The sequence below is a fragment of the Nocardiopsis terrae genome (genome assembly GCF_014651695.1).
Lineage (GTDB): Bacteria > Actinomycetota > Actinomycetes > Streptosporangiales > Streptosporangiaceae > Nocardiopsis > Nocardiopsis terrae.
This window is the reverse complement of record NZ_BMXJ01000007.1, coordinates 78,509-99,504: the sequence shown is the minus strand read 5'-3', so window position 1 is coordinate 99,504 and position 20,996 is coordinate 78,509. Positions and strand designations below refer to the sequence as shown.

The window sequence follows — 20,996 nt, the reverse complement described above, 5'->3', positions numbered from 1 at the left end:
TGTGGCGCCCTTGCCTCAAGGGCCGCGAAGGCTGTCACGGTCTTCGGTCTCCCGCGCCGGTCGGCGCCGGCCCCCCGAGCCGTGGTTTGGGCCCCGACCCGAAGGCTGCTTGTGCATTCTTTCACAAGCACCTACCGACAGGAAGGTTCACATCCACCCACCTTCCCACCATCCCCACGTGCACATAAAGGAAGTTGTTGCAGGTCAAAAGGGTTGTGAATGCATTCACAAGGGTCATACGGGTGATGCGTCTCACCTGAGGACCCGGAGCCGACCTCCCCGAAGGTCCCCTCGGAGGTGCCCGAAGTGCTCTTTTGGGAGGTTACGCCCTGGTTGACACTAGTTTGAACCGGTTGGGACCTGCAGAGCAACAACCCGCTGGTTCAGGCCGAACCGGACAGGCGGCGCGGCCACCGACCGCGCGTCAGGGGTGGTGGCGTGGGATACGCCGGCCCGTCAGCACACTCGCTGACCGGCTTCCGGCCGTGGTTTCGCACGACCGGTTCGCTCCGCCCCGAGTCCAGACCGCGGACCTGTTCGGGCCCCGACCCGCAACGGTCGACCGACGACCTCGCGGGCACCGCGGGCGCCCCTGCACCAGCAGGGACCACGACAACGAGTTCCTTCTCCGCCAGCCCTCAGCGGCCGGGGCTCTGTGCTGGTGGCCGGGCGGGGAACGCTCACCCGGACGGAGCGATCTCCGTCCGTATCGCGCCCACAGCGGCGTCCAGGGACCGGGTGACGGAGGCGGCCGTGTCCCCGGTGGCGATCACCGTTCCGAGGAGGCTGGAGGAGAAGTGTTCCGGGGGGAGCCTGATGGCCGCCCCAGGGGCGCGGTCGAACGCGACGTGTTCGACGCCGGGGACACCGAGAGCGGCGTCGACACCGTCGACCCGAACGAGTTTCCCCGCCGCGGGGGCCGCGACCTTCCGCAGGCCGGCGTAGCGGAGCGGATGGTCGGCCAGGCGCGGCGCCCGACCCGTGCAGACCCGGATCACGTTCTCGTGGAAGGGAACCCCGGACGCCAGCCCGACGAGGTGGGAGCCGATGTAGTCGCCTCCGGCGCGGGCCGCGGCTTCGACCAGGCGCGCCCCCCGTTCCGGGTCGTACATGCACTCCACGTGGAAGGCACAGTCGTCGAAGCCGAGCGCGAGGACGGTCTCCCGGGTGAGGCCGAGCACCGCGGAGCGCGCGGCGGCGGGCAGGGTGCTGGGGTGCAGGTGGGCGAGTTCCAGACGGAACGGCTCGCTGGTGGTCTTGTCCGTGATCCCGGCGACGGTCACCTCGCCGCGATGCACGAACCCCTCGACGCTGTGTTCACTGCCGACCAGCAGCTCCTCGAGGAGGAGTTCACCGCGATCGTGGCGGAAGATGCTGCCGCCGTCCGCACCGGTCAGGCGGGTCAGCTCATCGAACGCGGGCCGCAGCCCCCCTGCGTCCCGCAGGAGGAAGATCCCCTTGCTGCCGCTGCCGGCCGCCGGTTTCAGCACCGCGGGAAGCCCGATGTCCTCCAGAGACCGCACGGCGTCGTGCCAGGTCCGGACTCGGGCGAAGCGGGGTACCAGATGCGGCCTGCCCGCCAGGGCGCGGCGCATGAGGTACTTGTTGCGGCTGAGGCGTGCGGCAGCCGGGGCGATTCCGGGCAGACCGAGGCGCCGGGCGGCGCGGGCCGCCGGTTCGACGCCGGCGTCGGACCAGGAGACGACACCGGCGACGGTGTACGCGCGGGCGGTGTCGTCCACCGCCGCGTCGAAGGCGCCGGTGTCGTGCGGATCGACAGCGCGCACAGCGGCGAGCGGTTCACGGGGGAGTCCGGCGGGGGGATCCTCCGCGAGGAGTACCACGGAGAAGCCGTCCCGGTGCGCTGCCTCCAGCGCGGGCCGGTGTTCCAGCGGGTTCTTGCGCACCCCGACGAAGATCACGACGGGGCGCGGAGAGGGACGGGACATGTTCATTCCACCTCGATGACGAGCTCGGACTCGACACGGTCGAGGAGCGCCTCGAACCCCTCCTCCGTGTCCGCGCCCACGACGACCAGCAGGCACCAGTCCATGGCGTGCGAGAGACCGAACGTTTCCCCGGGCTCCTTCGTCCTGCGCCAGCCGAGTACGCCGTCCACCGCGCCGAGCCGCCCGTCCGTCGGCAGGGCGGTGATGGTCCCGGCACGGGACGGGCGCAGGTGCAGGGCCCCGATGTACCGGTGCGAAGGCCGCGCCTCCTCCGCGTGTCCGTACAGGAGGCCGCTGGCGACCGTGTCGTGCACGCCGTGTCCGAGATACGCGGTCAGCATGTCGGGCACCCAACCGCCGCCGATACGGGTGGCGATCTCGGAGAAGACCAGCTCCCCCTCGGGGGTCTCGAACACTTCCAAGTGGGTGACGGCGGTTTCGATGCCCATCGCCCGGTTCACCGTGGTGTTCATCTCGAGGAGGCGCTCGTAGAGCTCGGGGTACTCCTCGCGGGGCAGGATGTACGATCCGTCGCGGGCCCGTGGCACCCCACGCTCACAGCCGCCCGAGGCGACGAGGTCGATCCGCGGCACGTAGTACGAGCTCACGGTCAGGAACAGGGGTTTGCCGGCCCACCACAGCGCGTCGATGTGCAGTTCACGGCCGTGCACGAAGCGTTCGACGATGAGGTGTCCGGAGCTGAGCCTTTCCGGTTTCCGCAGCTCCTTCAGAGCGGCGGCGGCCTGCCCGGCGTTCTCGGCTCGGACCGTGCCCATCGTGCCGAAGCCGAACGCGGGTTTCACGACGGCGGGAAAGCCCACGTCAGGAAAGGTGTCGCCCTCGGCGAAAGCGGTGCCGACGGGCAGGGACGCCCACTCGGTGACGGGGACTCCGGCGGCGGCCACGAGGTGCTTCATCATCCGTTTGTCGCGGACGGCCGCCCTCATCGACGCGCTCGCCCCGCCGAAGCCGAGCAGCGTGCGCAGGTGCGCCGCGCCGAGCTGGCCGTCCTCGGAGAAGCAGAGCACCTGGTCGACGCTGGTTCCGCGCACCAACAGGTCCGTGGCGACACCGGTCATCTCCTCGATGGAATCGGTGCTGCCGACGCGGTAGACCGCACGGGCCGCTTCGGTCAGTTCGGGTGAGGCCGCGGCACGGTCCGCGTCGGCCTCGTCGAGCACCAGGTAGAGGTGGGGCGTGGCCGCGAGGAGCGAGCGGACCATGTCGGCACGCCACTTGCAGAGCACGACCGTCGGTCCCCCATCGGCGATCCGGGGCCGCCGGGCTGCCGGGGCGGGCCGCCGCTCGGAGACCGTTCCCTCCGGGGCCACGCGTATGTCGATCCGCCGACGCGCGATCCCAGCGGCGGCGTCGACCTCTGCGGGGCTGTCCGCGAGAAGCACCACGTGGGCGACCCTGTCGCCGGACGAGTGGAGGTCGGCGACGACGTCGCCGACGTGTTTCCTCTGCCCGACCCTGACCACCTCCGGGAGGTCCACCACCTCCTGGGGGACGTCCACGGCCGCGATGCGCCCCGGGCGCGGCGCGGGAAGGAACAGCACACCCGCGGTACGCGAGCGGCCCGCGGGGAGGCCCACCTCCCTGCCGAGCGACAGTTCGATGGCGCTGCGGAAGAAGTCGTGCCCGTACGCCCGGCACATCAGCTCCATGATGTGGTCCCCCGGGGTACGCACCGCGAACTCCATCGGCCGGAGCGTACTGCCGTCGTCGCGGTACTCCAGGTGCACGAAGCCAGTACGGATGCCGGCCGCGGCCACCAGCGCGGCGACCTGCTGGTCCAGACGGTCCCGATCGGCGGGAAGGTACGGTAGCTGGTGCTGGAGTTCGACGAACTCCGGAGGCCCGGTGGTCACCTTGCGGGTGTGGTTCCCGAAGAGCACCTCTCCGCGCTCGACCAGCCCCTCCCAGCTGTACTCGGGGCTGTCCAGATACTCCTCGACCAGCACCGGCCGGTCCAGGTTCCGGCGAGCCAGGTCGGCGCGCAGCTCGGCTTCGCCCCCGACACAGCGGACCCCGACGCTGCCCATGCCGCGCAGCGGCTTGACGACCACCGGGTAGCGCCCACTGCTCCATGCGGCCGCCTGGTCGGCGTCGCCCGCGAGGACGTAGTCGGGCTGGGGGAGCCCGGCATGCGCGAAGAGGGCTCGTTGGACGGCCTTGTCGCGGCTGGCCTCGGCCGCTGGGAGGGAGGGGCCGGGCAGCCCGAGCCGGTCCTGCACCCTGGCCGCAGCCAGAACGTGCAGTTCGGAGAAGGGCACGACACCCTGCGGACGGTGGCGGCCAGCGGCGTCCAGCCCTGCCTGGAGCCAGTGCGACTCGGAGGCCCCCGGGGCCTCCTCGAAGTACGCGACGCTGCTCTCGTGCCGCTCGCGCCAGGCCCCCTCGTCGAGCAGCACGGTGCGCAGCCCCAGGTCGCGGGCGGCATCGACGTAACCCCGTCCCATGATGCCCGCACCGATCAGCAGCAGTGTGTCTGTCATGTCTTGTCCTCTGTGGGTGGCGCGGATATCCGTTCGGGTGTGCCCTCGACGGTCTCCGGCTCGGTACGCTGCCGCCCGACGGTGAGCAGCAGGAGCAGGCAGAACGACGCGAGGCTCAACCAGACCGCGACGGCTTCGCCGCTGAGTGCGAGGGCGACTCCGACGGAGGGGCCCGTGGCCGTTCCGATGCCCATCGCGCCGCTGGCCAGCGCGGAGACACGGGTCACTTCCCGCTGCCGCACCGACGCGATCAGCCACGGATGGAAGGAACAGGAGTAGGCGCACTCGCCGATCGCGAAGACGACGGCGAAGAGCAGGAGTCCCGTGAGGCGGACGGAGAACGGACCGAAGGCCGAGAGCGCGGCGACGACGTAGGCCGCGGACCACAGTACGACCGCCGTTCGGAGTCCGAACGCCTCGTCACGGCTGCTGAGCAGGCGGGTCACCAAGGTCTGCCCGAAGGCCACGACGGCGGTGTTCACCAGCAGCAGCGCGGACACCGTGCCGAGTCCGATCCCCATCAACCGGACGGCGACGAGCGGTGCCGTCGCCTCGAACTGGCTATGGCCGAACAGGTAGGCGCCGAGCTGGAACAGGACAGCCATCGCGCCGGCTGCGCCGAGCCACTTCCAGCGGCTGCCGGAGGCGTCCCGCCGGTCGCCCCCGTCGGCGTCCACTCCCTGTTCGGGTTCGGCGTTCCCGGTAGGCCTGCGACGCTCCCGGGCCCAGACGCGGTGGAAGGCGTACGTGAGCGGCAGGTAGGTCAGCGCGTTGCAGACGAACATCCACGGTACGACCGAGATACTGAGGAGACCTGTGGTCAGGCCCGCGGTGAGAGCCCCCAGACCGAGCCCCACGTTGACCGCGCGGTAGCGGCGGGCGAAGACCGACCGCCGCTGCTCCCCCGTTGTCAGGGAGTTGAGCACCGGCACCATGGCGACGAGGAGGCAGCCCTGACCGCAACCGACGAACAGGACGGCAGCGGCGAGGGCGGGCAGCGATTCCACCACGGCCGCCCCCAGGAAGCCCAGGGCGAGCATCAGCGTGCCGACGAGCCCGAGAAGGGCGGGCGGCGGCCTGAGCCAGCCGGTCGCGAGGACCGCGGAGGTGGCCAGATTGGCCGCTGCGGCACCGCCGTAGAAGACGCTGACACCGGCCAGCCCCATCCCGGGCGTCCCGGAGAGGTAGAGCGCGGTGTACGGGTAGACCAGGCCGGAGCCGAACACCGACACGCCGTTGAGCAGGATCAGCGCGTCGACCATGGTCAGGCGGGGGGAGCGCCGTTGTCCGGTCACGCCGCCGGGTCCTGTCCCCCGAAGGCCGAGTTGAGGAAGTACATCCGGTCCGGCGCTCCCGGGTCGGAGACGTGCAGCAGGTTCTCCACCGCGTCGTAGTGGGTGGTGGAGTAGCGGACGACCCGCCGCACCATCTCCTTGAAGATGTGCAGGGTCGACAGCTCCTGTTCGCCGGCGAACAGGTGGATCTCGACATCCCGGCCCACCAGGTAGGAGCACAGGCTGCCAGCGAGCCGGGTGAAGTGGGTGTTGTCAGCGTAGAGGCCGAGGAAGTCGCGGTATGTGCAGCGGGTACGCACACTGTCGACGGCCGTGAACCCGAACGCCTCCACGACGCTCAGCACCACATCGGCCGTGCGGAGGGGATGACCGCCCGGCGGGTTGAAGGCCGGTCCGGCCGTCAGGCTCCGCAGGGCCGCGAGCCGGAGTTCGGAATCCTGGAGACGACGGACGTACCAATCCCTCGCGCGCACCTTGCGGTCGATGTTGGTGACCGCCCAGGCGACCGCCTGCTCCGAGGTGTCGGCTTCGAAGGTGAGGGGCGCGGCGGGGTCGTACACGCGCAGGAGGCCGCGCACGGTGTCACGGGCGAGAGCAGCGGGACAGACGGCGTAGGGGCCATCGAGGATGTCGGGTTTGAGAACGAGCAGAGGTCCTTCGCTCACCGGGCCTCCCCCAGAAGGACATCGAGCAGACGGAGCAGGCGGACGAGGTCGTCGTCGGGGACCGCACGGCTGAGTCCCACGCTGAGCGCGGTGGGCCGCGCGGGGTCCGCGAGCCCGTACACGATCGACCGCGCCTCCAGGAACTCCGCCAGCTCGCGTACGGAGGCGGGTGTCAGGGTGGTGGGCAGGACGGCGGCGAGGTCGCGTCCCGCACGGTACGGCGAACCGGCGAGCCAGGTGCGGCCGGCCGTGTGGTCCGCGACCAGTTCCAGGCGGGCCTCCGCCTCGCTCTCCACCCGTTCGGGGTGCGATTCGGCGAGGGTCCGCACACCGTGCGCGAACATCATGAGGTCCGAGGCGCTCGGGCGGGGCGCGCCGGACGCATCCGATTCCAGCAGGGCGCGAACGCTGAAGGGGCCCTCAGCCTCTCGCGCCCGGGCCGCGGCGGCGGCCCGGGCGGACAGGGTCAGAACGGTGGATCCGGGGACCACGCCGAGGAGCCAACTGGGGCAGAAGACGGCCACGTCGAGTTCGCCGAGAACGGTTTCGTCGAGCGGCCAGGAGGTGCGGGAGAGATCCGCGGCGGCCCAGCCGTCGGGACCTCGGACCGCGGAGGGCCGCTCGGTGTGGTCGAGCGGACCGGGGACCGCCCCGTGGTCCACGGCCCACCCCTCCCGGGCGAGCAGCCGGCGGACGGTGCGAGGGGGAACGGGCACGATGACGCAGCTGTGGTCGTCCGGCAGGTGCACGAGCGCGCGCAGTTCCTTGAAGACCGACGCGGTGAAGTCGCCGGTGCGGGCGAGCCCGGGCGGGAGTCCCAGGACTGCCGGTCCGGAGCGGGCGAGGGACACGAGGCGGTCGGCGGGTACCGGAACGCACGCACCGCCCAACCGCGGTTCGCGGGGTATCGCGGAGTCGGGGATGCGGTGCAGCTCGACAGGGGTGAAGCAGCGCTCCCCTCCCCGCGGTTCGCCGGGTGCCGTCCGAGCGCGGGACGGCACCTCGGTGTGTACGGTCATCCGCGTGCCTCCAGCTTGGGTCGGGCCACTGTGCGTACGTACGGACCCGCCTGGTCCCCCGCGGCGTCGATGACCGCGGCGAGTTCGGCCCGTGTCTCCTCGACCGCCCCGGGGGTGTCGGCCGGCGGGGCGAGCAGGCGACGCGCGACGTGCGCGGCGCAGTCGGCGCTGTCGCGAAGCTCCTCCTCGCGCTGGAGCAGCCTGATGAGCCACTTGGTGGAGGGGACCGTCACGCCCGCGGCGGCGAGCGCGCACTGACCTGTGTGCACGAGGGCCTCGCGGTACATCCAGGCGGCCGAGTCGGAGTGTCCGGAGGCGAGTTCGCCCGACACGTCCGTGAGACGGTTGACCGCGGCGACCGCGGCGACGTTCAGCAGGTAGCGGGGCAACTCCTCCGTACCCAGGTCGTCGCGCAGCCGCTGGAACCTGTCGGGGCGCCGGAAGGCGCTGCCGGTCCGGACACGGTGCAGGATCTTGAGATCGTCCCCGTCGACGAGTTGGGCGATGCCCCTCTCCTCCGACAGGCTGGCCACGCTGGCGCGGAAGGCCTCCCTCAGGCGGGCGAGCGCGGCCGGGGCCAGCACCGCGACGTTCACTTCGCGGCCCCCGTGGTAGGCGATGGTAGCGGTGCGCTCACCCCGGCGGGCCGCTGTCTCCGACCCGGTGACCCGGAATTCGCCGACGACGTAGAGGTCGAGATCGGAGTTGCGGTTGGCGAGTCCGTCGGTCGTGGAGCCGCCGAGGAAGAGCAGCTCCTCGTCGGTGCCGCCGATCGCCCCGAGTGCTGTGGCGGCCAGCTCCGCGTAGTCGGCCGCGGTCTCCGCCCCTGCGGCGTCTGTGGTCCCCGGCATGTTCACCGCTCTCCCCTCGACGCCGTCCGGAGCCGGCAGCGGGCCCCGAAGGTCGCCAGGATCCCGCCGTCCATGGGCGACCGATCGATGTGGTGCTCGAAGTGCCACTGCACCCCGAGGACGAAACGCTTCGGCGCGTCGACGCTGATGGCCTCGATGATCCCGTCCGGGGCCGTGGCCTCGACACGGACCTCGCCGGGGACCTTGGCCACGTAATCGCTGTGCTGCGAGTTGACCGGCACGGCACCCGGATCCTGTCCCGGGCCGACCAGCCCGGCCAGGAGCCCGCCGGGCCGGACCTCCACGGTGTGCGCGGGTGCCCACCGGTCGGGCCCGTCCACGCCGGCCCGCAGCCGGTGCCGCACGTCCGAACCCGGGACGGTTCCGAGGGTGCCTCCGCGGTGCACGGCGAGTTCCTGCATACCGCGGCAACTGGCGAGCACCGGCAGGTCGGGGATCCGATCGGCTTCTCGCAGCAGTCCGGCCGCGGTCGCGTCCCGGGCGGGGTCGTACTCCCGGCCCGGCACGGGGACGGCGTCCCGTCCGTGGTTGCGGTCCGGGTGGACGAACGATCCGCTGCCGGGGAGCACCAGCCCGTCGAGGCGGTCCAGGATGCTCCCGGCATGTTCGGGGCGCACGGTGTGGAGCAGGACGGCGGCCACACCGGCGTGGACGAGGAGGGCTTCGGTCAGATGGTCGTTGACCCGAGAGTACGTTGTGCCGTTCGCCCGCTCCTTCTGGCAGGCGAGGACGCCGACCAGCGGGAGGCGTGGCGTGTCGGCGGTCACAGCACCGACCCGCGCAGCTCCGCGACGGCCGCGGGGAGGTCGGCCGGATCTTCGGTGACGACGACAGCCACGACCGTCTCCGTCCCCGGCCACTCCTCGGCTAGGACCACGCGAGGACGGGCGAGCGCGGCCCCGGCGCACTCCTGCGCCCGGCGTCCGGCCAGCGGGAGCAGCACCATGGCCGCGCCGCGCTCCGGCTCGGAGACCTCATCGGGCAGGTCCCCGTCGGCGAGCAGAGCGAGGAGTGCCTCGTAGGGGCGAACAGCCCCGCGGTGCGCGTACGGGATGAGGTGGGAATTGATCAGGTCGCCGCCGAGCCGCCCGCCCACCTCCAGGACAACCGGGCCCTCGGAGGTGAGGCGGAGGTCGATGTGGAATCCGCCGGTACGCAGGCCGACGGCGAGCGCAGCCTGCGCGGCGGCCTGGCTCAGGTCCTTGACCCGTGCGTCCGCGAGGGCGGACGGTACGGACGTGGCCCACGACGGCGACAGCGGCCCGTCGACCCTCTTGTCGGTGACACCGAGGATCCTCACCGTGCCGTCGGAGACGACACCGGAGACGGAGTGCTCGGAGCCGTCTACGTACTCCTCAACGAGGAAGTCCGTCGTCCCCGAGTAGTTGGCGGCCGTCAGCGCGAACACCTCGTCCAGGTCGGTGTCCCCGGTGATCAGCGCCATACCGCGCCCGCCGGAGCAGTGAGCGGGTTTGAACACCAGCGGTCTGCCCCCGGCACCGAGCTCCGCGACGGCGGTCCGCAGGTCGTCGGCCGTCCGGCCGGCCCGCCAGGCAGGGTTGAGCCCGTAGGGTTCCATGACCCGGCGCTGGTCGGCCTTGTCCGTGGCCGTGGCGGCGGCGGCGGTGCCGATACCGCGCACCCCGAACCGCTCGGCGAGCAGAGCGGTCAGGCCGACGTACTTGTCGCCCCAACAAGCCACAGCGGCCGGGGCCGGGCCGGGCCACACCTGCGCAGCCTGATCCGGGAGCGGGGCGCCGCGGTCGAAGGATCCGCGCCTGTGGTCCGGAAGCCCTGTGTGGGAGACGTCGGCGTCGGACGCGACGTGCACGCACAGCCCCAGCGCGGCGGCCGCGTCGAGTTCGGCGCGCCACTCCAACGGGGAGCGCCGAAGGCCGAGGTAGAGCACCGCGCGGTCGTCCGCCCCGTCGCCATCGCCCGCGGTCGTCGGCTTCAGTTCTGTCGTCATCTGGTTAGGCCCTGGTCCCGTTCACTGTCGTAGCCTTCGCTTCCGTCTCTGGGGCCTCGGCATCGTATCGGCCCTGATACCACGCGTTGCCGAAGTCGTTGACCACGAAGGCCTCTTCGCGCTTCTCCAGCCGGAGGGCGTGTTCCTGGTAGAGGCCGCGCAGGATCTCCCCCATCGCGATCGCCGCCCGCAGGTCCCGCAGGTCGTACGCATCGCCCTCGCTGCGCATCAGGCGCAGGTCATGTATCCCGGCCCGGTGCGCCCCGGCGAGCATGACGCCGAAGGGGACGCGGATCGCGTGCCGCACACCGTGGGCCACGTGTCCTTGGTGGTGGTGCGAGGTCCACTCCGTCATGTCGGGCATCGAGGGGGCGAAGAACCAGTCACGTTCGGCGAGACTCCCGTCTTCCGTGACCGACGCGGAATGCGGCATGAAATGCCATCCGTTCCAGCGCATGCGGGCCGCGATGGCACGCACCACCTGGGACACCTCGCCGGGGACCCCCGCGTCGGCGAACCTGCGGCGGAAGCCCTCGCTGGGGACGACGCAGCAGTAGTACTCGCTGGTCTTCCAGTGGCCCGGCTCGACACTCCCCTCAGCCAGCAGGGAGCTGAGCCGCAGGGTGTCCCGAGGACCGCGTGACATGCTGGCGTCGGAATCGGTGCTGACCGCGGCCGCGGCGACGAGCTGGTGCAGCACCTCCTCGAAGCGGCTGCTGAACCCCTCCTCCAGGGGGCTCGGGTCGCCGTCGAGGAGCGGCCCCCAGTCAACGCCGAGTGCGCCGTCGCGCACCGCGGCGGGCGCGGAGGGCACGATGTCCGCGAGGGCGTCGAGGAACGCCTCTGGAACGTCCGTACCGGTCACCGCGGTGTCGAAAAGGTGTTCCTTTTTGTTGATAGTCATCGCCTGAACCGTGCGGTAGACGGCTGCTCCGGATTCCAGTCTGCGTGATCTCAGTTCACGGGACCGATCCGAGAGTTCGAAGAGTCTGCCGACTGGCGAACCCGAGTCCGGGATGTCGGAGACATCTCCGCCGTACGCGAGAATACGGCCTTCCAGGAATTCCGTGAGCCTGCTCGGAATGAGCTGGGTGCCGCTGAACTCCTCAGTTCGGGAGGGGGTCCCAGAAGAGGTCAGAGCCGACATGCAGACGACGAAACAGGCGTCGGTCGCGCTCCAATCCCGAAGCGGGGTATCGGAGAGGGCCTTCATCCGGCAGCGATCGGACTCGGCGCCCAGGGACTTCCCCACAAGGTTGCCCGCCCGGCCCAAGTTCGTGTAGCAGAAGTCGCCTATGTAGAGGCGAATCGGTCCGACGTGCCGAAACAGGAACCGCAGCCGTTCCACCAGGCCCCCGGCGTGGTCTCCTCCCCGCTCTGTGAGCCAGAGGCGGCAGGACTCGATCTCGGCGCGCTCGCGTTCGGCGAGACGCGCGAGTTCGGCGTCGAGCCCCTCCGGAGGCCCGTCGGGCCAGGTGATTCCGGCGACTGCACACAGGTCGGGGCCGCCCGTCTCACCGGGACCGAGAACGCAGGCCTTGCCCGTCTTCAGTTGGCCCAGGCGGTAGCCGTCCGCGTGCTCGGGCGCGTGCCGAGCGACGGTCGCGCGAACCTCTTCCATCGCGTTGAGCAGGTGCTTTTCGCCCGGCCTGAGCGCATCGAGCGCGACTTCCGATGCGAGTCGCCCTCCGATCGTGGCGAGGTGGCGGAGGGCCGACGCGGCGGTTTCCTGTGCCGATGCCTCTGAGGCGACAGCCTCGAGCAGCTTCTCGAATCCCTCAGTGCGAAGGAGTCCCATCTATGATTCCTCTGCATGAAAAGGTGGTGAAACGCATGCGGGCATTCGCCGGCGGGAGCTCGCATGCCATGGCAGGAATCCGGAAGAGCTCCATTGCTTATTCGGATGGGGCGGCGCATGCCTCGCATGCTTCGCTCGCCCTCAGGGAACCCTAGCCGAGGCTTAAGGCCGACCGCACACGGTTGGCCACTTCCGGACATTCGACGGGGAGGCGATATAGGCCATGATGAGAGCCTTACCCTGACTATTCACGTGGTTTCCGGGAATCGGGCCCAGCGGACGGTTGACTGCGGATTCGGGGAGGGAATCATCGGCGGGGCAGCGGCCGTGGCGGCATGATCGGGGCATCGCCCGATGGCACCACGTGGGGGATGGCGGAGAAGGAACTCGTTGTCGCGGTCCCTGCTGGGAGGCCCCTGCCGGGAGAGGGGCACCCGCCGTGCCCGCGAGGTCGTCGGTTGACCGTTGCGGTCCGGACAGCTTGGTCACGGCGCGGCGGCACGGCCAGGCCAGATCGGGGCGGGGCCGAGCGAAGGGGCCCGGAGGCGTCCAGCGTCGGCGAACGCCTCCGGGCGGAAGATGGAGTCCCACCCGCCGTGCCGGTCATCACGGGTGAGCGGCGGTGCCTTCCTCTGTCGGGAACTGACGCGCACACCGGTGGCGACCCGTGGCGCAAGAGCCGGTGTCCAGTTCGGCGCGCACGCTCAGCCCGGCACGGGTGGCGGCGGCCGCGATTCCACCCGAACCAGCGGGTTGTTGCTCTGTCAACCCCTACTCCGGCACGATGAGGCTCCACGCGACACCGTCGAGGATGTCGTGCTCACTCGCCGTGAAGTGGTCCGCGCCGGTGCGCGCGAGCACACGGGAAAGCACCAGGGCGCCCGCACCGATGACGTCGACCCGCCCCGGGTGCATCACCCCGACCTCCGCCCGCTCCGCGTGCCGCGAGGCCAGCAGGTCCCCGGTGATCCGCTCCAGCTCCGCGGCCGACACCCGGGTGTGGTGGATGCGCTCGGAGTCGTACTCGGGCAGGTCCAGCGCGATCCCGGCGACCGTGGTCGCGGTCCCGGCCACACACACCACCGAGCCGGCCTCCCGCAGCGGGACGACCTTCTCCACCTCGTCCAGAGCGGCCTCAATGTCGGCCGTGGCCGCCTCGACCTGCTCCTTCGTCGGCGGATCGGTACGCAGGTGGCGCTCGGTCATACGCACACAGCCCACGTTCACCGACAGGGCCGCACGCACCAGCTCCTCGTCCTCACCCAGGCCGCCCAGCACGAACTCCGTGGATCCGCCACCGATGTCGACCACCAGGAACGGCGGGGTGAAGTCGCCGGCCCCACCCTCCGCGGCCTCGGCCTCCAGTTCCGCGGTGGCGCCCACGAAGGACAGCTCGGCCTCGTCCAGGCCGGTGACCACCTCGGGCTCCACGCCCAGGATGCCGCGGACGCCGTCCACGAACTCCTGGCGGTTGCCCGCGTCCCGGGTCGCGCTGGTCGCGACCATCCGCACCCCGTCCGGGCCCAACGGGATCCCGTGCGCCTCGATCGCCTCGGCGTAGCCGCGCAGCGCGTCGAAAGTGCGCTCCAGGGCCTGGGGCGCGAAGACACCGGTCTCGTCGACGCCCTCGCCCAGCCGCACGACCTCCATCCGCCGGTCGGCGTCGACCACCTGGACCTCGTCGCCGTCCAGGAGGACGACGTCGGCGATCAGGAGCCTGATCGAGTTGGTTCCGCAGTCGATCGCCGCGACACCGCTCATGAAACGTCCGTCCCTTCAGCGCCCTCAGGGGCGTTCTCGTCCACGCACACACAGGGGCCCTTCGCCCACCACTCGGGGAGTTCCGTCAGCGCCTCGGCGCCGAACGGGTTGGTCCCCGGCGCGGCCAGCTCGTGGCCGACCAGCGCGTGCAGGCACTTGACCCGGGAGGGCATACCCCCGGTGCTCTGCATACCCTCGGGCAGCGGCTCCAGCCCGTCGGCCCGCGCCTGCTCGGCCCGCTCCTCCAGGTAGGACTCATGGGCCCTGGTGTAGGCGGCCCGGAGATCCGGGTCCCCGCCCAGGCGCTCCTGCATCTGGCGCATCAGGCCGTCGTTCTCCAGCCGGCCGATGGCCGAGGCGGCGCGCGGACACGTCAGGTAGTACAGCGTCGGGAAAGGGGTGCCGTCCTCCAGGCGGGGGGCGGTCTTCACCACGTCGGGAAGACCGCAGGGGCAGCGGTGCGCGACGGCACGCACCCCGCGCGGCGGGCGGCCCAGTTGGAGTTCGATCGCGGCGAGGTCCCTCTCGGAAGCGGGACCGCCGTCGGTGTGCCCCGGAACGGGCTGATCTGCGGAAGTCATGACCAACACAGCATAGGCCCACCCGTCGCCCACCACCGCCCTCAACGGACGCCTCCGGCGCAGCCCCACCTCACCCGTCGCCCTTCGCCCTCAACGGACGCCTCCGGCGCAGCCCCACCTCACCCGTCGCCCTTCGCCCTCAACGGACGCCCCCGGCGCAGCCCTCCGTCCCCCTTGGCTCTCCGAGGAAGGTGCTCAGGGCCTGCCCGGACCGGACGGGAGTGGTCCGGACGACAGGTCAGAGCCCGTCATCGGGTTCGGGGCGGTCCGCCTCCTCGACCGAACGCCACAACTGGGTGAACCACGGCTCGTCGGGTGCGGCCGGGTCGGCCTCGTCCTCGGCCTCCGACCCGGGGCGGATGACGATGTAGGCGGTCTCGTCGGGGTACTGGTAGTGGAGGCGTGCCCGGGCCTCGCGCTCCACGTAATCCTCGTCGCTGAGCGCCTCCTCGCGCTCCTCGAGGTGGGAGACGTTCTCCCGCATACGGGCGCGCTCGTCCTGGAGCTGGGCGATCTGGGACCGCTGCATGACGTACTCCCGCAGCGGATACGCCAGGCTCAGCGCGATCACACAGACGACGAGGGCGAGGATCGCCGCCCGACTGGTGAGCATGGGCCGCACCCTGGGGGTGCGGCCCTCACTCGCGTTCCCCGTGTCCGCTTTCGCGGCACCGGGGGCGCCGCGCCTGGCAGCGGCCTTCACCGGCCTGTCGGCTTTGGCCGCCTTCTTGGCCTTTGTGGGCTGCTGTTTGGTTTCGCGGGACACTGGGGCAGACTAGCCGCGCTTGGCGAACCTCGGGAAGGCCGACACGCCCGCGTAGACGGCGGCGTCGTCCAGTTCCTCCTCGATACGCAGCAGCTGGTTGTACTTGGCGACACGCTCGCTGCGCGCCGGGGCACCGGTCTTGATCTGCCCGGCGTTGGTGGCCACCGCGATGTCGGCGATGGTCGTGTCCTCGGTCTCACCGGAACGGTGGCTGATCATCGCCGTGTAACCGCTGCGCTGGGCGAGGGAGACCGCGTCCAGGGTCTCGGTGAGGGTACCGATCTGGTTGACCTTCACCAGGAGCGAGTTCGCGGTGTCGGCGAGGATGCCGCGCTGGAGCCGCTCCGGGTTGGTGACGAACAGGTCGTCACCGACCAGCTGGACCCGGTCACCGAGCTGCTCGGTGAGCTTCTTCCAGCCGTCCCAGTCCTCCTCGTCGAGGGGGTCCTCGATGGAGACCAGCGGGTAGGCGTCGACGAGCTCCGCGTAGTAGGCGGCCATCTCCTCAGCGGTGCGGGTCTGGCCCTCGAAGGAGTACACCCCGTCGGAGAACAGCTCGCTGGCGGCCACGTCCAGGGCCAGGGCGATGTCGGTGCCGACCTTGTACCCGGCCTTCTCGATCGCCTCGACGATCAGGTCCAGGGCGGCGCGGTTGCTGTCCAGGTTGGGGGCGAAGCCGCCCTCGTCACCGACACCGGTGCCCAGGCCGTGCGCCTTCAGGACCGACTTCAGGGAGTGGTAGACCTCGGTGCCCCAGCGCAGGGCCTCGGAGAAGGTCGGCGCGCCGACGGGCGCGACCATGAACTCCTGGATGTCGACGTTGCTGTCGGCGTGCGCACCGCCGTTGAGGATGTTCATCATCGGCACGGGCAGGACGTGCGCGTTGGGGCCGCCGATGTAGCGGAACAGGGGCAGCCCGGCCTCCTCGGCAGCGGCCTTGGCCACGGCCAGGGAGGTGCCCAGGATGGCGTTGGCGCCGATCCGGGACTTGTCCGGGGTACCGTCCAGGTCGATGAGTGCACGGTCGATGATGCGCTGCTCGTCGGGCGTGTGGCCGAGCAGCTCGTCGGCGATCTCGTCGTTGACGGCGGTGACCGCCTTGGTCACGCCCTTGCCGCCGTAGCGGTCGCCGCCGTCACGCAGTTCGACGGCCTCGAACCTTCCGGTGGAGGCACCGCTGGGGACACCCGCGCGGGTAATGGTCCCGTCGTCGAGCAGAACCTCGACCTCGACTGTCGGGTTGCCCCGGGAGTCAAGGATCTCCCGCGCCTGTACTGACTCGATGGACGCCACGATCTCTCCGTCTCTTCGGTGTCTGGGTCCACGCGTTCCGGACCCGGACACGAGACTAGCGACCCGTACCCCGACCGGTGGACCCCGCCCTGCCGGATTGGTCTAGTCCATACCGGACATTCCACTTCCACGGACCGCGGGTGCGGGGCCCCGGATCCCTTCGGGGGCGGCCGGGACGCCCCGTGCCCGTCCCAAACCGAACCGCCCGGAACCGGCCGTTCCGCTTGAACCCGCCCCGCCCGTGCCTATAGTTCCAACTACGGGCCATGCCCCACCCCCGCACAGAAGCTCCGGCCCTCGCGCGAACGGTAAGAGGACAAGCATGGCCAATCCGCAGACCGACCCGACAGACGGGACCCTGCGCCCGGTGCGCCGAAGACGCGCCGAACTCACCCTCCTCCTGGCCTCGATCGGGGTGACCGCCGCCGCACTGCTCTTCGCCTCCGTCTCCGTCACCGACGGGATCGACTCCCGCGCCGTGGTCTACACGCTGACGCTCGGGGCGGGGGCGCTCGGCCTGCACGTCCTGCTGCGCTTCGTGGCGCCCTACGCGGACCCGGTCCTGCTCCCGGTGGCCACGGCGCTGAGCGGGCTCGGAACCACCATGATCTGGGCGCTCCAGATGACCCGCGACAACGATCCCGGCAACGGCGAGGCCGACCGCCAGCTGCTGTGGACCATGATCGGCATGGGGTTGTGCGCGGCCACAGTGCTGTTCGTACGGCACCCCCGCCGCCTGACCATGTACACCTACCTGATCGCGCTGTGCGCGCTGGTCCTGCTCCTGCTTCCGCTGTCACCGCTGGGACACGAGGTGCTCGGCGCCCGGCGGTGGATCATGGTCGGCCCCTTCACCATGCAGCCCTCGGAGTTCGCGAAGGTACTGCTGGTGGTCTTCCTGGCCTCCTACCTCGGCCGCCAACGCGACGTCATGGCCCTGGTCACCCGGACCTTCCGGATCGGCGGGGTGAAGGTGTTCAGCGCGCCCCGCGCCCGCGACCTGGCACCGATGGCCGTGGGCTGGGGCATCGCGGTCCTGCTCCTGGTCGGCACCAAGGACCTGGGCACCTCCCTGCTGCTGTTCGGCACCTTCCTGGCGGTGCTCTACGCGGCCACCGCGCGCAAGTCCTGGGTGCTCATCGGACTGCTGGCCTTCTCCGCCGCCGCCTACGTGGCCTACCTGCTGTTCGGGCACGTCCAGAACCGGGTGCGGATCTGGCTGGACGCCTTCGACCCGGAGGTCTACCACAGCGACGGCGGCAGCTTCCAGGTGGTGGAGGGGCTGATCGCCCTGGCCTACGGGGGGCTCCTGGGCACCGGCTTCCATGACGGCGAGATACAGAACCTCTTCGCCGCCGACAGCGACCTGATCCTGGTCTCGGTCGGCGAGAAGCTCGGCCTGACCGGGCTGCTGGCGGTACTGGTCCTGCTGTTCCTGTTCGCCCAGCGCGCCCTGCGGATCGCGTTGGGCTGCCGGGACGTGTTCCTCAAGCTCACCGCGTTCGGCTACGGCTTCATCACCGCGTTCAACGTGTTCATCGTGCTGGGCGGCGCCACCCTGATCATCCCGCTCACCGGTATGACCACGCCGTTCCTGTCGGCGGGCGGGTCCGCGCTGATGGCCAACTGGCTGATCGTGGGCCTGCTGCTGACCATCAGCGAGACCGCCCGCCGCCCCCAGGAGTCGTTCAGCGCGGGGCTGGCGCCCAGCGACCCCTCCACCGAGGTGATCAACGTGAGCGACCTCCCCGAGAGCGTCCGGGACCGCCGGCAGTCCCCTCCCGCCCCCTGAGGGCCCGGGAGCCGAGGGGCCCGGGGGGGCACTCCCCGGGCTCGGCCCAGTACCCGCGCCACTGCCGTTCGGTGAGTTCACGCGGCTCGCGGACGGGCATGACCGGATACGGACGCTCCGGATTCCCCTGGACGCGCCCGGGGTAGTACGCGAAGGAACCCCCCTTCGTTCAGGAGATCCCCATGGCTCAGTGCTCCGTGTGCAACGGTGAGGGAACTGTGGTGGTCAACTCCGACGGTGACGGTAGCGGCGGCAGCTGGACCCATCAGGAAGTCGTCACCTGCTCGGGCTGTAAGGGGACGGGCGAGAAGTGACGACGGAAGACCTCTCAGCGCTCCACACCGACCTGGTGGAACGCCTCGACACCGCAGACACGATCCGACAGGCCTTCGCCGAGCATCCCCGGCACAGGTTCATCCCCGACATGATCTGGCCCGACGCGACCGGACTGCCGCTGTACCGAACGGCCGACCCCGGCCGGTGGGCGCGCCTGGTCTACGGCTCCGAGGCGGTCACCACCCAGGCGAACGACGGCGGGGGCGGACCCCGCAACGAACCCAGCTCGTCTTCGTCGGCCCCCCAGGTCATGGCGGACATGCTCGCCGCGGCCGGAGTCGGGGAGGGCATGCGGGTGCTGGAGATCGGCACCGGCACGGGATGGAACGCTGCGGTCCTCTCCTCCCTGGTCGGTGTGAAGGGGTCCGTCACCAGCGTGGAGATCGACCCTGGCGTGGCGGCCCTGGCCAGGGAGCGCCTCGGAGGGACAGGGGTCACCGTCCGCACCGCCACACAACCGCCCGAGGGTGAGGTCTTCGACGCGGTGATCGCGACCTGCGCGGCGACCCGGATACCCGCGGGGTGGTTCGCCGCAGCAGAGCCGGGCGCGCGGATCGTGCTCCCCTGGAGCCCCCATCCAGCCGCGCACAGCACGCCGATCGTTGCCATGACGAGGAGCGATACCGACGCGACCGGGCCGTTCGTGCGGGAGGCCGCATTCATGCGGGACCGTACCCATCGCGCGGGCGATCTTCCGTTTCCCGGCCTCGGTCGGCCGCCGACGCCCTTGGCGGACTTCCCGGTCGGATCGGTCGAGCTGATCGGCTCGGGGATGATGACCCGACTCATGCTCATGCTGCCCGGGGTGCGCCTCGGCACGGGGGTCCGGCCCTTCCGGGGCGGTCACGGCCGGATCGTGTGGACGGGCGCGGGCGAGGCGTGGGCCTACGTCTGGCCGGACGGCACGGTGACCGGTGGTGGCGACCGCGACCTGGCCGCCGAGTTGGCCGATGCCTACCAGCTGCTGAGGAAGGCCGGTCTTCCGGCGATGGACGCCTTCTCGTTGGAGGCCGGTGCCGAGCGCGATTCCTACCGGGTCGCGTGCGGGACGGTCGGCCGGAGCTGGAACCACCCCGTCACGTTCTGAGCTTGGGCTGTTCCGGTCGGCTCGGAGGGTTGGTCACGGTCAGCACGTCCCGGCAGTGGCGGCAGGTCGCCGTCCGGACACGGGGTGCCGAGGGATCGGGTGGATCGGGAACGTAGTCGTGGGTCCTACCGGGTACGCACCTGGGCATGTGGCCTCGCCGGAGAGGTGGGTGCCTCCGCCCGGATGGGGCGGAGGCACCGTGGCCGTGTGAGCCGCACGGCCGAGGGGTGGATCGGGGCCCGGCCCGGTAGGCCGTCCTACCGGGTCGGGGGGTCGAGTGCCTCCCACAGCAGGCGCTGAACCCGGGCAACGGGGTCACCGAGGGCAGGACTGCGGCGGGGCTCGATGATCGCGCGGCCGATGATGTCGACCACCCGCAGCGGAGGTTCGGTCGTGGAGCCGGAAAGACTCGCGCCGGGTCTTCGGTCGGGGGTCATGCGCGAGCCTCCAGGGGGCTTCGCCACGTCAGCGCCTGAGGGTTGGATCACGGCCGTCGCCTCGGGCGACCCGTTCGACGCTGCCGAACCGGGTGAGGTAGACGGGGTGGCCGTAGATGTCGGGCCCGGCGTAGGAGACCGGCGACCGGTGCAGGTGCGCGAGTTTTCGCAGGACGGTCACGCTGCCCACCTCGCGGATGTCACAGACGGTGCGGTGCTTCACCCGGCCACCGCCGCCACGGCGTAGGTCAGGGGGAGCTGACCGATGCGCCGGTCGAGCAGGTCCAGACCGGCGCAGGGGTCACCGCTGTCGCGGGCCAGGGTGACCGCGTCACGGACCGCCTGGAAGCGGTCCTGTTCCAGAGCGGTACGGCGGATCGTCTCGATCGAGTCGGCGGCAGGGGGCAGGGTGAGCGCTTCGGTGATGGCGTCGAACAGGTCTGCGGTGGTGGTGTCGAAAGCCATCAGGCCACCTCCGGGAGGCATCGGAGACCGTCCAGGACCCGGTGCAGGAGGGGAAGGAGGGGACGCCGGGGCACCGGAACAGTGGGACCGCCAGGACGCGGCCGGGGCTGAGGGTGGTCGGAGAGCAGCCGGATGCACGCGGCCGGGGCGGGCGTGGCGAACCGCCGCACCCGAGAAGCCCGCCGCCGGGGGCGGTCCGGCCGCGGGGCGGCCCTCACGTTGGAGAGTGGGGGCCAGCCCCGAGAGGTAGAGTCGTTCACGTCAGCGCTCCTTGCAAGCGTTGGCCAACGCCCCGGACGTTCCCGCGTCGCGGGGCACCTTCATCTGAGACCCAAGTCTCTCTGTGCGACACATAAAAAACAAGTCGTTTTAGAGATTTTCGCTAAACGACTTTGTTAAACAACTCCCCC

19 protein-coding genes are annotated in these 20,996 nt (G+C 70.9%); 3 read left to right on the top strand and 16 right to left on the bottom strand.

All coding sequences use genetic code 11. The features are described 5' to 3' along the window. Nucleotides 1-680: 680 nt before the first annotated feature. The 13 genes from IE195_RS20390 to eno form a co-directional block, all read right to left on the bottom strand. Nucleotides 681-1,949 (bottom strand): ATP-grasp domain-containing protein, encoded by a 1,269-nt coding sequence (locus IE195_RS20390; RefSeq protein ID WP_191273969.1) that lies wholly within the window; start codon nucleotides 1,947-1,949, stop codon nucleotides 681-683. A 2-nt stretch (nucleotides 1,950-1,951) separates the two neighbouring features. Next, entirely contained in the window at nucleotides 1,952-4,450 is a 2,499-nt protein-coding gene (locus IE195_RS20385; RefSeq protein WP_191273968.1) for an ATP-grasp domain-containing protein, read from the bottom strand. Next, entirely contained in the window at nucleotides 4,447-5,745 is a 1,299-nt protein-coding gene (locus IE195_RS20380; protein ID WP_191273965.1) for an MFS transporter, read from the bottom strand. The genes IE195_RS20385 and IE195_RS20380 overlap by 4 nt, the downstream gene beginning before the upstream one ends. Then, nucleotides 5,742-6,410, bottom strand: coding sequence for a hypothetical protein (locus IE195_RS20375; RefSeq protein ID WP_191273963.1), 669 nt, complete (start codon nucleotides 6,408-6,410; stop codon nucleotides 5,742-5,744). The genes IE195_RS20380 and IE195_RS20375 overlap by 4 nt, the downstream gene beginning before the upstream one ends. After that, nucleotides 6,407-7,429 (bottom strand): hypothetical protein, encoded by a 1,023-nt coding sequence (locus IE195_RS20370; protein WP_191273961.1) that lies wholly within the window; start codon nucleotides 7,427-7,429, stop codon nucleotides 6,407-6,409. The genes IE195_RS20375 and IE195_RS20370 overlap by 4 nt, the downstream gene beginning before the upstream one ends. Next, nucleotides 7,426-8,280 carry a hypothetical protein gene (locus IE195_RS20365; RefSeq protein ID WP_191273960.1) on the bottom strand — a complete coding sequence of 285 codons (855 nt, stop codon included), beginning with the start codon at nucleotides 8,278-8,280 and terminating at the stop codon, nucleotides 7,426-7,428. Before IE195_RS20365 ends, IE195_RS20370 begins: the two co-directional genes overlap by 4 nt. A 2-nt stretch (nucleotides 8,281-8,282) precedes the next feature. Next, nucleotides 8,283-9,068: a gamma-glutamyl-gamma-aminobutyrate hydrolase family protein gene (locus IE195_RS20360; protein ID WP_191273959.1), complete on the bottom strand. Its 786-nt coding sequence runs from the start codon at nucleotides 9,066-9,068 to the stop codon at nucleotides 8,283-8,285. Then, on the bottom strand, nucleotides 9,065-10,270 hold the full coding sequence (locus tag IE195_RS20355) for an ATP-grasp domain-containing protein (RefSeq protein WP_191273958.1): 1,206 nt from the start codon (nucleotides 10,268-10,270) through the stop codon (nucleotides 9,065-9,067). The genes IE195_RS20360 and IE195_RS20355 overlap by 4 nt, the downstream gene beginning before the upstream one ends. Before the next feature lie 4 nt (nucleotides 10,271-10,274). Next, nucleotides 10,275-11,891, bottom strand: coding sequence for a hypothetical protein (locus IE195_RS20350; RefSeq protein ID WP_191273957.1), 1,617 nt, complete (start codon nucleotides 11,889-11,891; stop codon nucleotides 10,275-10,277). A gap of 948 nt (nucleotides 11,892-12,839) precedes the next feature. Then, nucleotides 12,840-13,829 (bottom strand): Ppx/GppA phosphatase family protein, encoded by a 990-nt coding sequence (locus IE195_RS20345; protein ID WP_191273956.1) that lies wholly within the window; start codon nucleotides 13,827-13,829, stop codon nucleotides 12,840-12,842. Beyond that, nucleotides 13,826-14,410, bottom strand: a complete 585-nt coding sequence (locus tag IE195_RS20340) for a DUF501 domain-containing protein (RefSeq protein ID WP_191273955.1) — start codon at nucleotides 14,408-14,410, stop codon at nucleotides 13,826-13,828. Before IE195_RS20340 ends, IE195_RS20345 begins: the two co-directional genes overlap by 4 nt. A 238-nt stretch (nucleotides 14,411-14,648) precedes the next feature. Beyond that, on the bottom strand, nucleotides 14,649-15,023 hold the full coding sequence (locus IE195_RS20335) for an FtsB family cell division protein (protein ID WP_191273954.1): 375 nt from the start codon (nucleotides 15,021-15,023) through the stop codon (nucleotides 14,649-14,651). Nucleotides 15,024-15,185: 162 nt separating this feature from the next. Then, nucleotides 15,186-16,469: a phosphopyruvate hydratase gene (gene eno / locus IE195_RS20330; RefSeq protein WP_191273953.1), complete on the bottom strand. Its 1,284-nt coding sequence runs from the start codon at nucleotides 16,467-16,469 to the stop codon at nucleotides 15,186-15,188. A gap of 322 nt (nucleotides 16,470-16,791) precedes the next feature. On the opposite strand from eno, the gene IE195_RS20325 reads away from it, so the two are divergent. The 3 genes from IE195_RS20325 (at nucleotide 16,792) to IE195_RS20320 (ending at nucleotide 19,684) form a co-directional block, all read left to right on the top strand. Next, nucleotides 16,792-18,261 (top strand): FtsW/RodA/SpoVE family cell cycle protein, encoded by a 1,470-nt coding sequence (locus IE195_RS20325; protein ID WP_191273952.1) that lies wholly within the window; start codon nucleotides 16,792-16,794, stop codon nucleotides 18,259-18,261. A 182-nt stretch (nucleotides 18,262-18,443) separates the two neighbouring features. After that, nucleotides 18,444-18,575 carry a hypothetical protein gene (locus IE195_RS26525; protein WP_264081841.1) on the top strand — a complete coding sequence of 44 codons (132 nt, stop codon included), beginning with the start codon at nucleotides 18,444-18,446 and terminating at the stop codon, nucleotides 18,573-18,575. Then, nucleotides 18,572-19,684 (top strand): methyltransferase domain-containing protein, encoded by a 1,113-nt coding sequence (locus IE195_RS20320; protein WP_191273951.1) that lies wholly within the window; start codon nucleotides 18,572-18,574, stop codon nucleotides 19,682-19,684. The genes IE195_RS26525 and IE195_RS20320 overlap by 4 nt, the downstream gene beginning before the upstream one ends. Nucleotides 19,685-19,941: 257 nt before the next feature. Here the strand turns inward: IE195_RS20320 and IE195_RS20315 are convergent, their stop codons facing one another. The 3 genes from IE195_RS20315 to IE195_RS20305 are packed head-to-tail and all read right to left on the bottom strand — an operon-like array spanning nucleotide 19,942 to nucleotide 20,586. Further along, nucleotides 19,942-20,121: a hypothetical protein gene (locus tag IE195_RS20315; protein ID WP_191273950.1), complete on the bottom strand. Its 180-nt coding sequence runs from the start codon at nucleotides 20,119-20,121 to the stop codon at nucleotides 19,942-19,944. A gap of 28 nt (nucleotides 20,122-20,149) precedes the next feature. Next, complete coding sequence (locus tag IE195_RS20310; protein ID WP_191273949.1) at nucleotides 20,150-20,344, bottom strand: hypothetical protein; 195 nt, start codon at nucleotides 20,342-20,344, stop codon at nucleotides 20,150-20,152. Then, nucleotides 20,341-20,586, bottom strand: coding sequence for a hypothetical protein (locus tag IE195_RS20305; RefSeq protein WP_191273948.1), 246 nt, complete (start codon nucleotides 20,584-20,586; stop codon nucleotides 20,341-20,343). Before IE195_RS20305 ends, IE195_RS20310 begins: the two co-directional genes overlap by 4 nt. Between the last annotated feature and the right edge of the window lie 410 nt (nucleotides 20,587-20,996).

Coding starts and splice junctions, on each gene's coding strand:
- IE195_RS20390 (WP_191273969.1), bottom strand. CDS start 1,949: ATGTCCCGTCCCTCTCCGCGCCCCGTCGTGATCTTCGTCGGGGTGCGC.
- IE195_RS20385 (WP_191273968.1), bottom strand. CDS start 4,450: ATGACAGACACACTGCTGCTGATCGGTGCGGGCATCATGGGACGGGGT.
- IE195_RS20370 (WP_191273961.1), bottom strand. CDS start 7,429: ATGACCGTACACACCGAGGTGCCGTCCCGCGCTCGGACGGCACCCGGC.
- IE195_RS20365 (WP_191273960.1), bottom strand. CDS start 8,280: ATGCCGGGGACCACAGACGCCGCAGGGGCGGAGACCGCGGCCGACTAC.
- IE195_RS20355 (WP_191273958.1), bottom strand. CDS start 10,270: ATGACGACAGAACTGAAGCCGACGACCGCGGGCGATGGCGACGGGGCG.
- IE195_RS20350 (WP_191273957.1), bottom strand. CDS start 11,891: ATGGAAGAGGTTCGCGCGACCGTCGCTCGGCACGCGCCCGAGCACGCG.
- IE195_RS20345 (WP_191273956.1), bottom strand. CDS start 13,829: ATGAGCGGTGTCGCGGCGATCGACTGCGGAACCAACTCGATCAGGCTC.
- IE195_RS20340 (WP_191273955.1), bottom strand. CDS start 14,410: ATGACTTCCGCAGATCAGCCCGTTCCGGGGCACACCGACGGCGGTCCC.
- IE195_RS20335 (WP_191273954.1), bottom strand. CDS start 15,023: ATGCTCACCAGTCGGGCGGCGATCCTCGCCCTCGTCGTCTGTGTGATC.
- IE195_RS20325 (WP_191273952.1), top strand. CDS start 16,792: ATGGCCAATCCGCAGACCGACCCGACAGACGGGACCCTGCGCCCGGTG.
- IE195_RS26525 (WP_264081841.1), top strand. CDS start 18,444: ATGGCTCAGTGCTCCGTGTGCAACGGTGAGGGAACTGTGGTGGTCAAC.
- IE195_RS20315 (WP_191273950.1), bottom strand. CDS start 20,121: ATGACCCCCGACCGAAGACCCGGCGCGAGTCTTTCCGGCTCCACGACC.
- IE195_RS20305 (WP_191273948.1), bottom strand. CDS start 20,586: ATGGCTTTCGACACCACCACCGCAGACCTGTTCGACGCCATCACCGAA.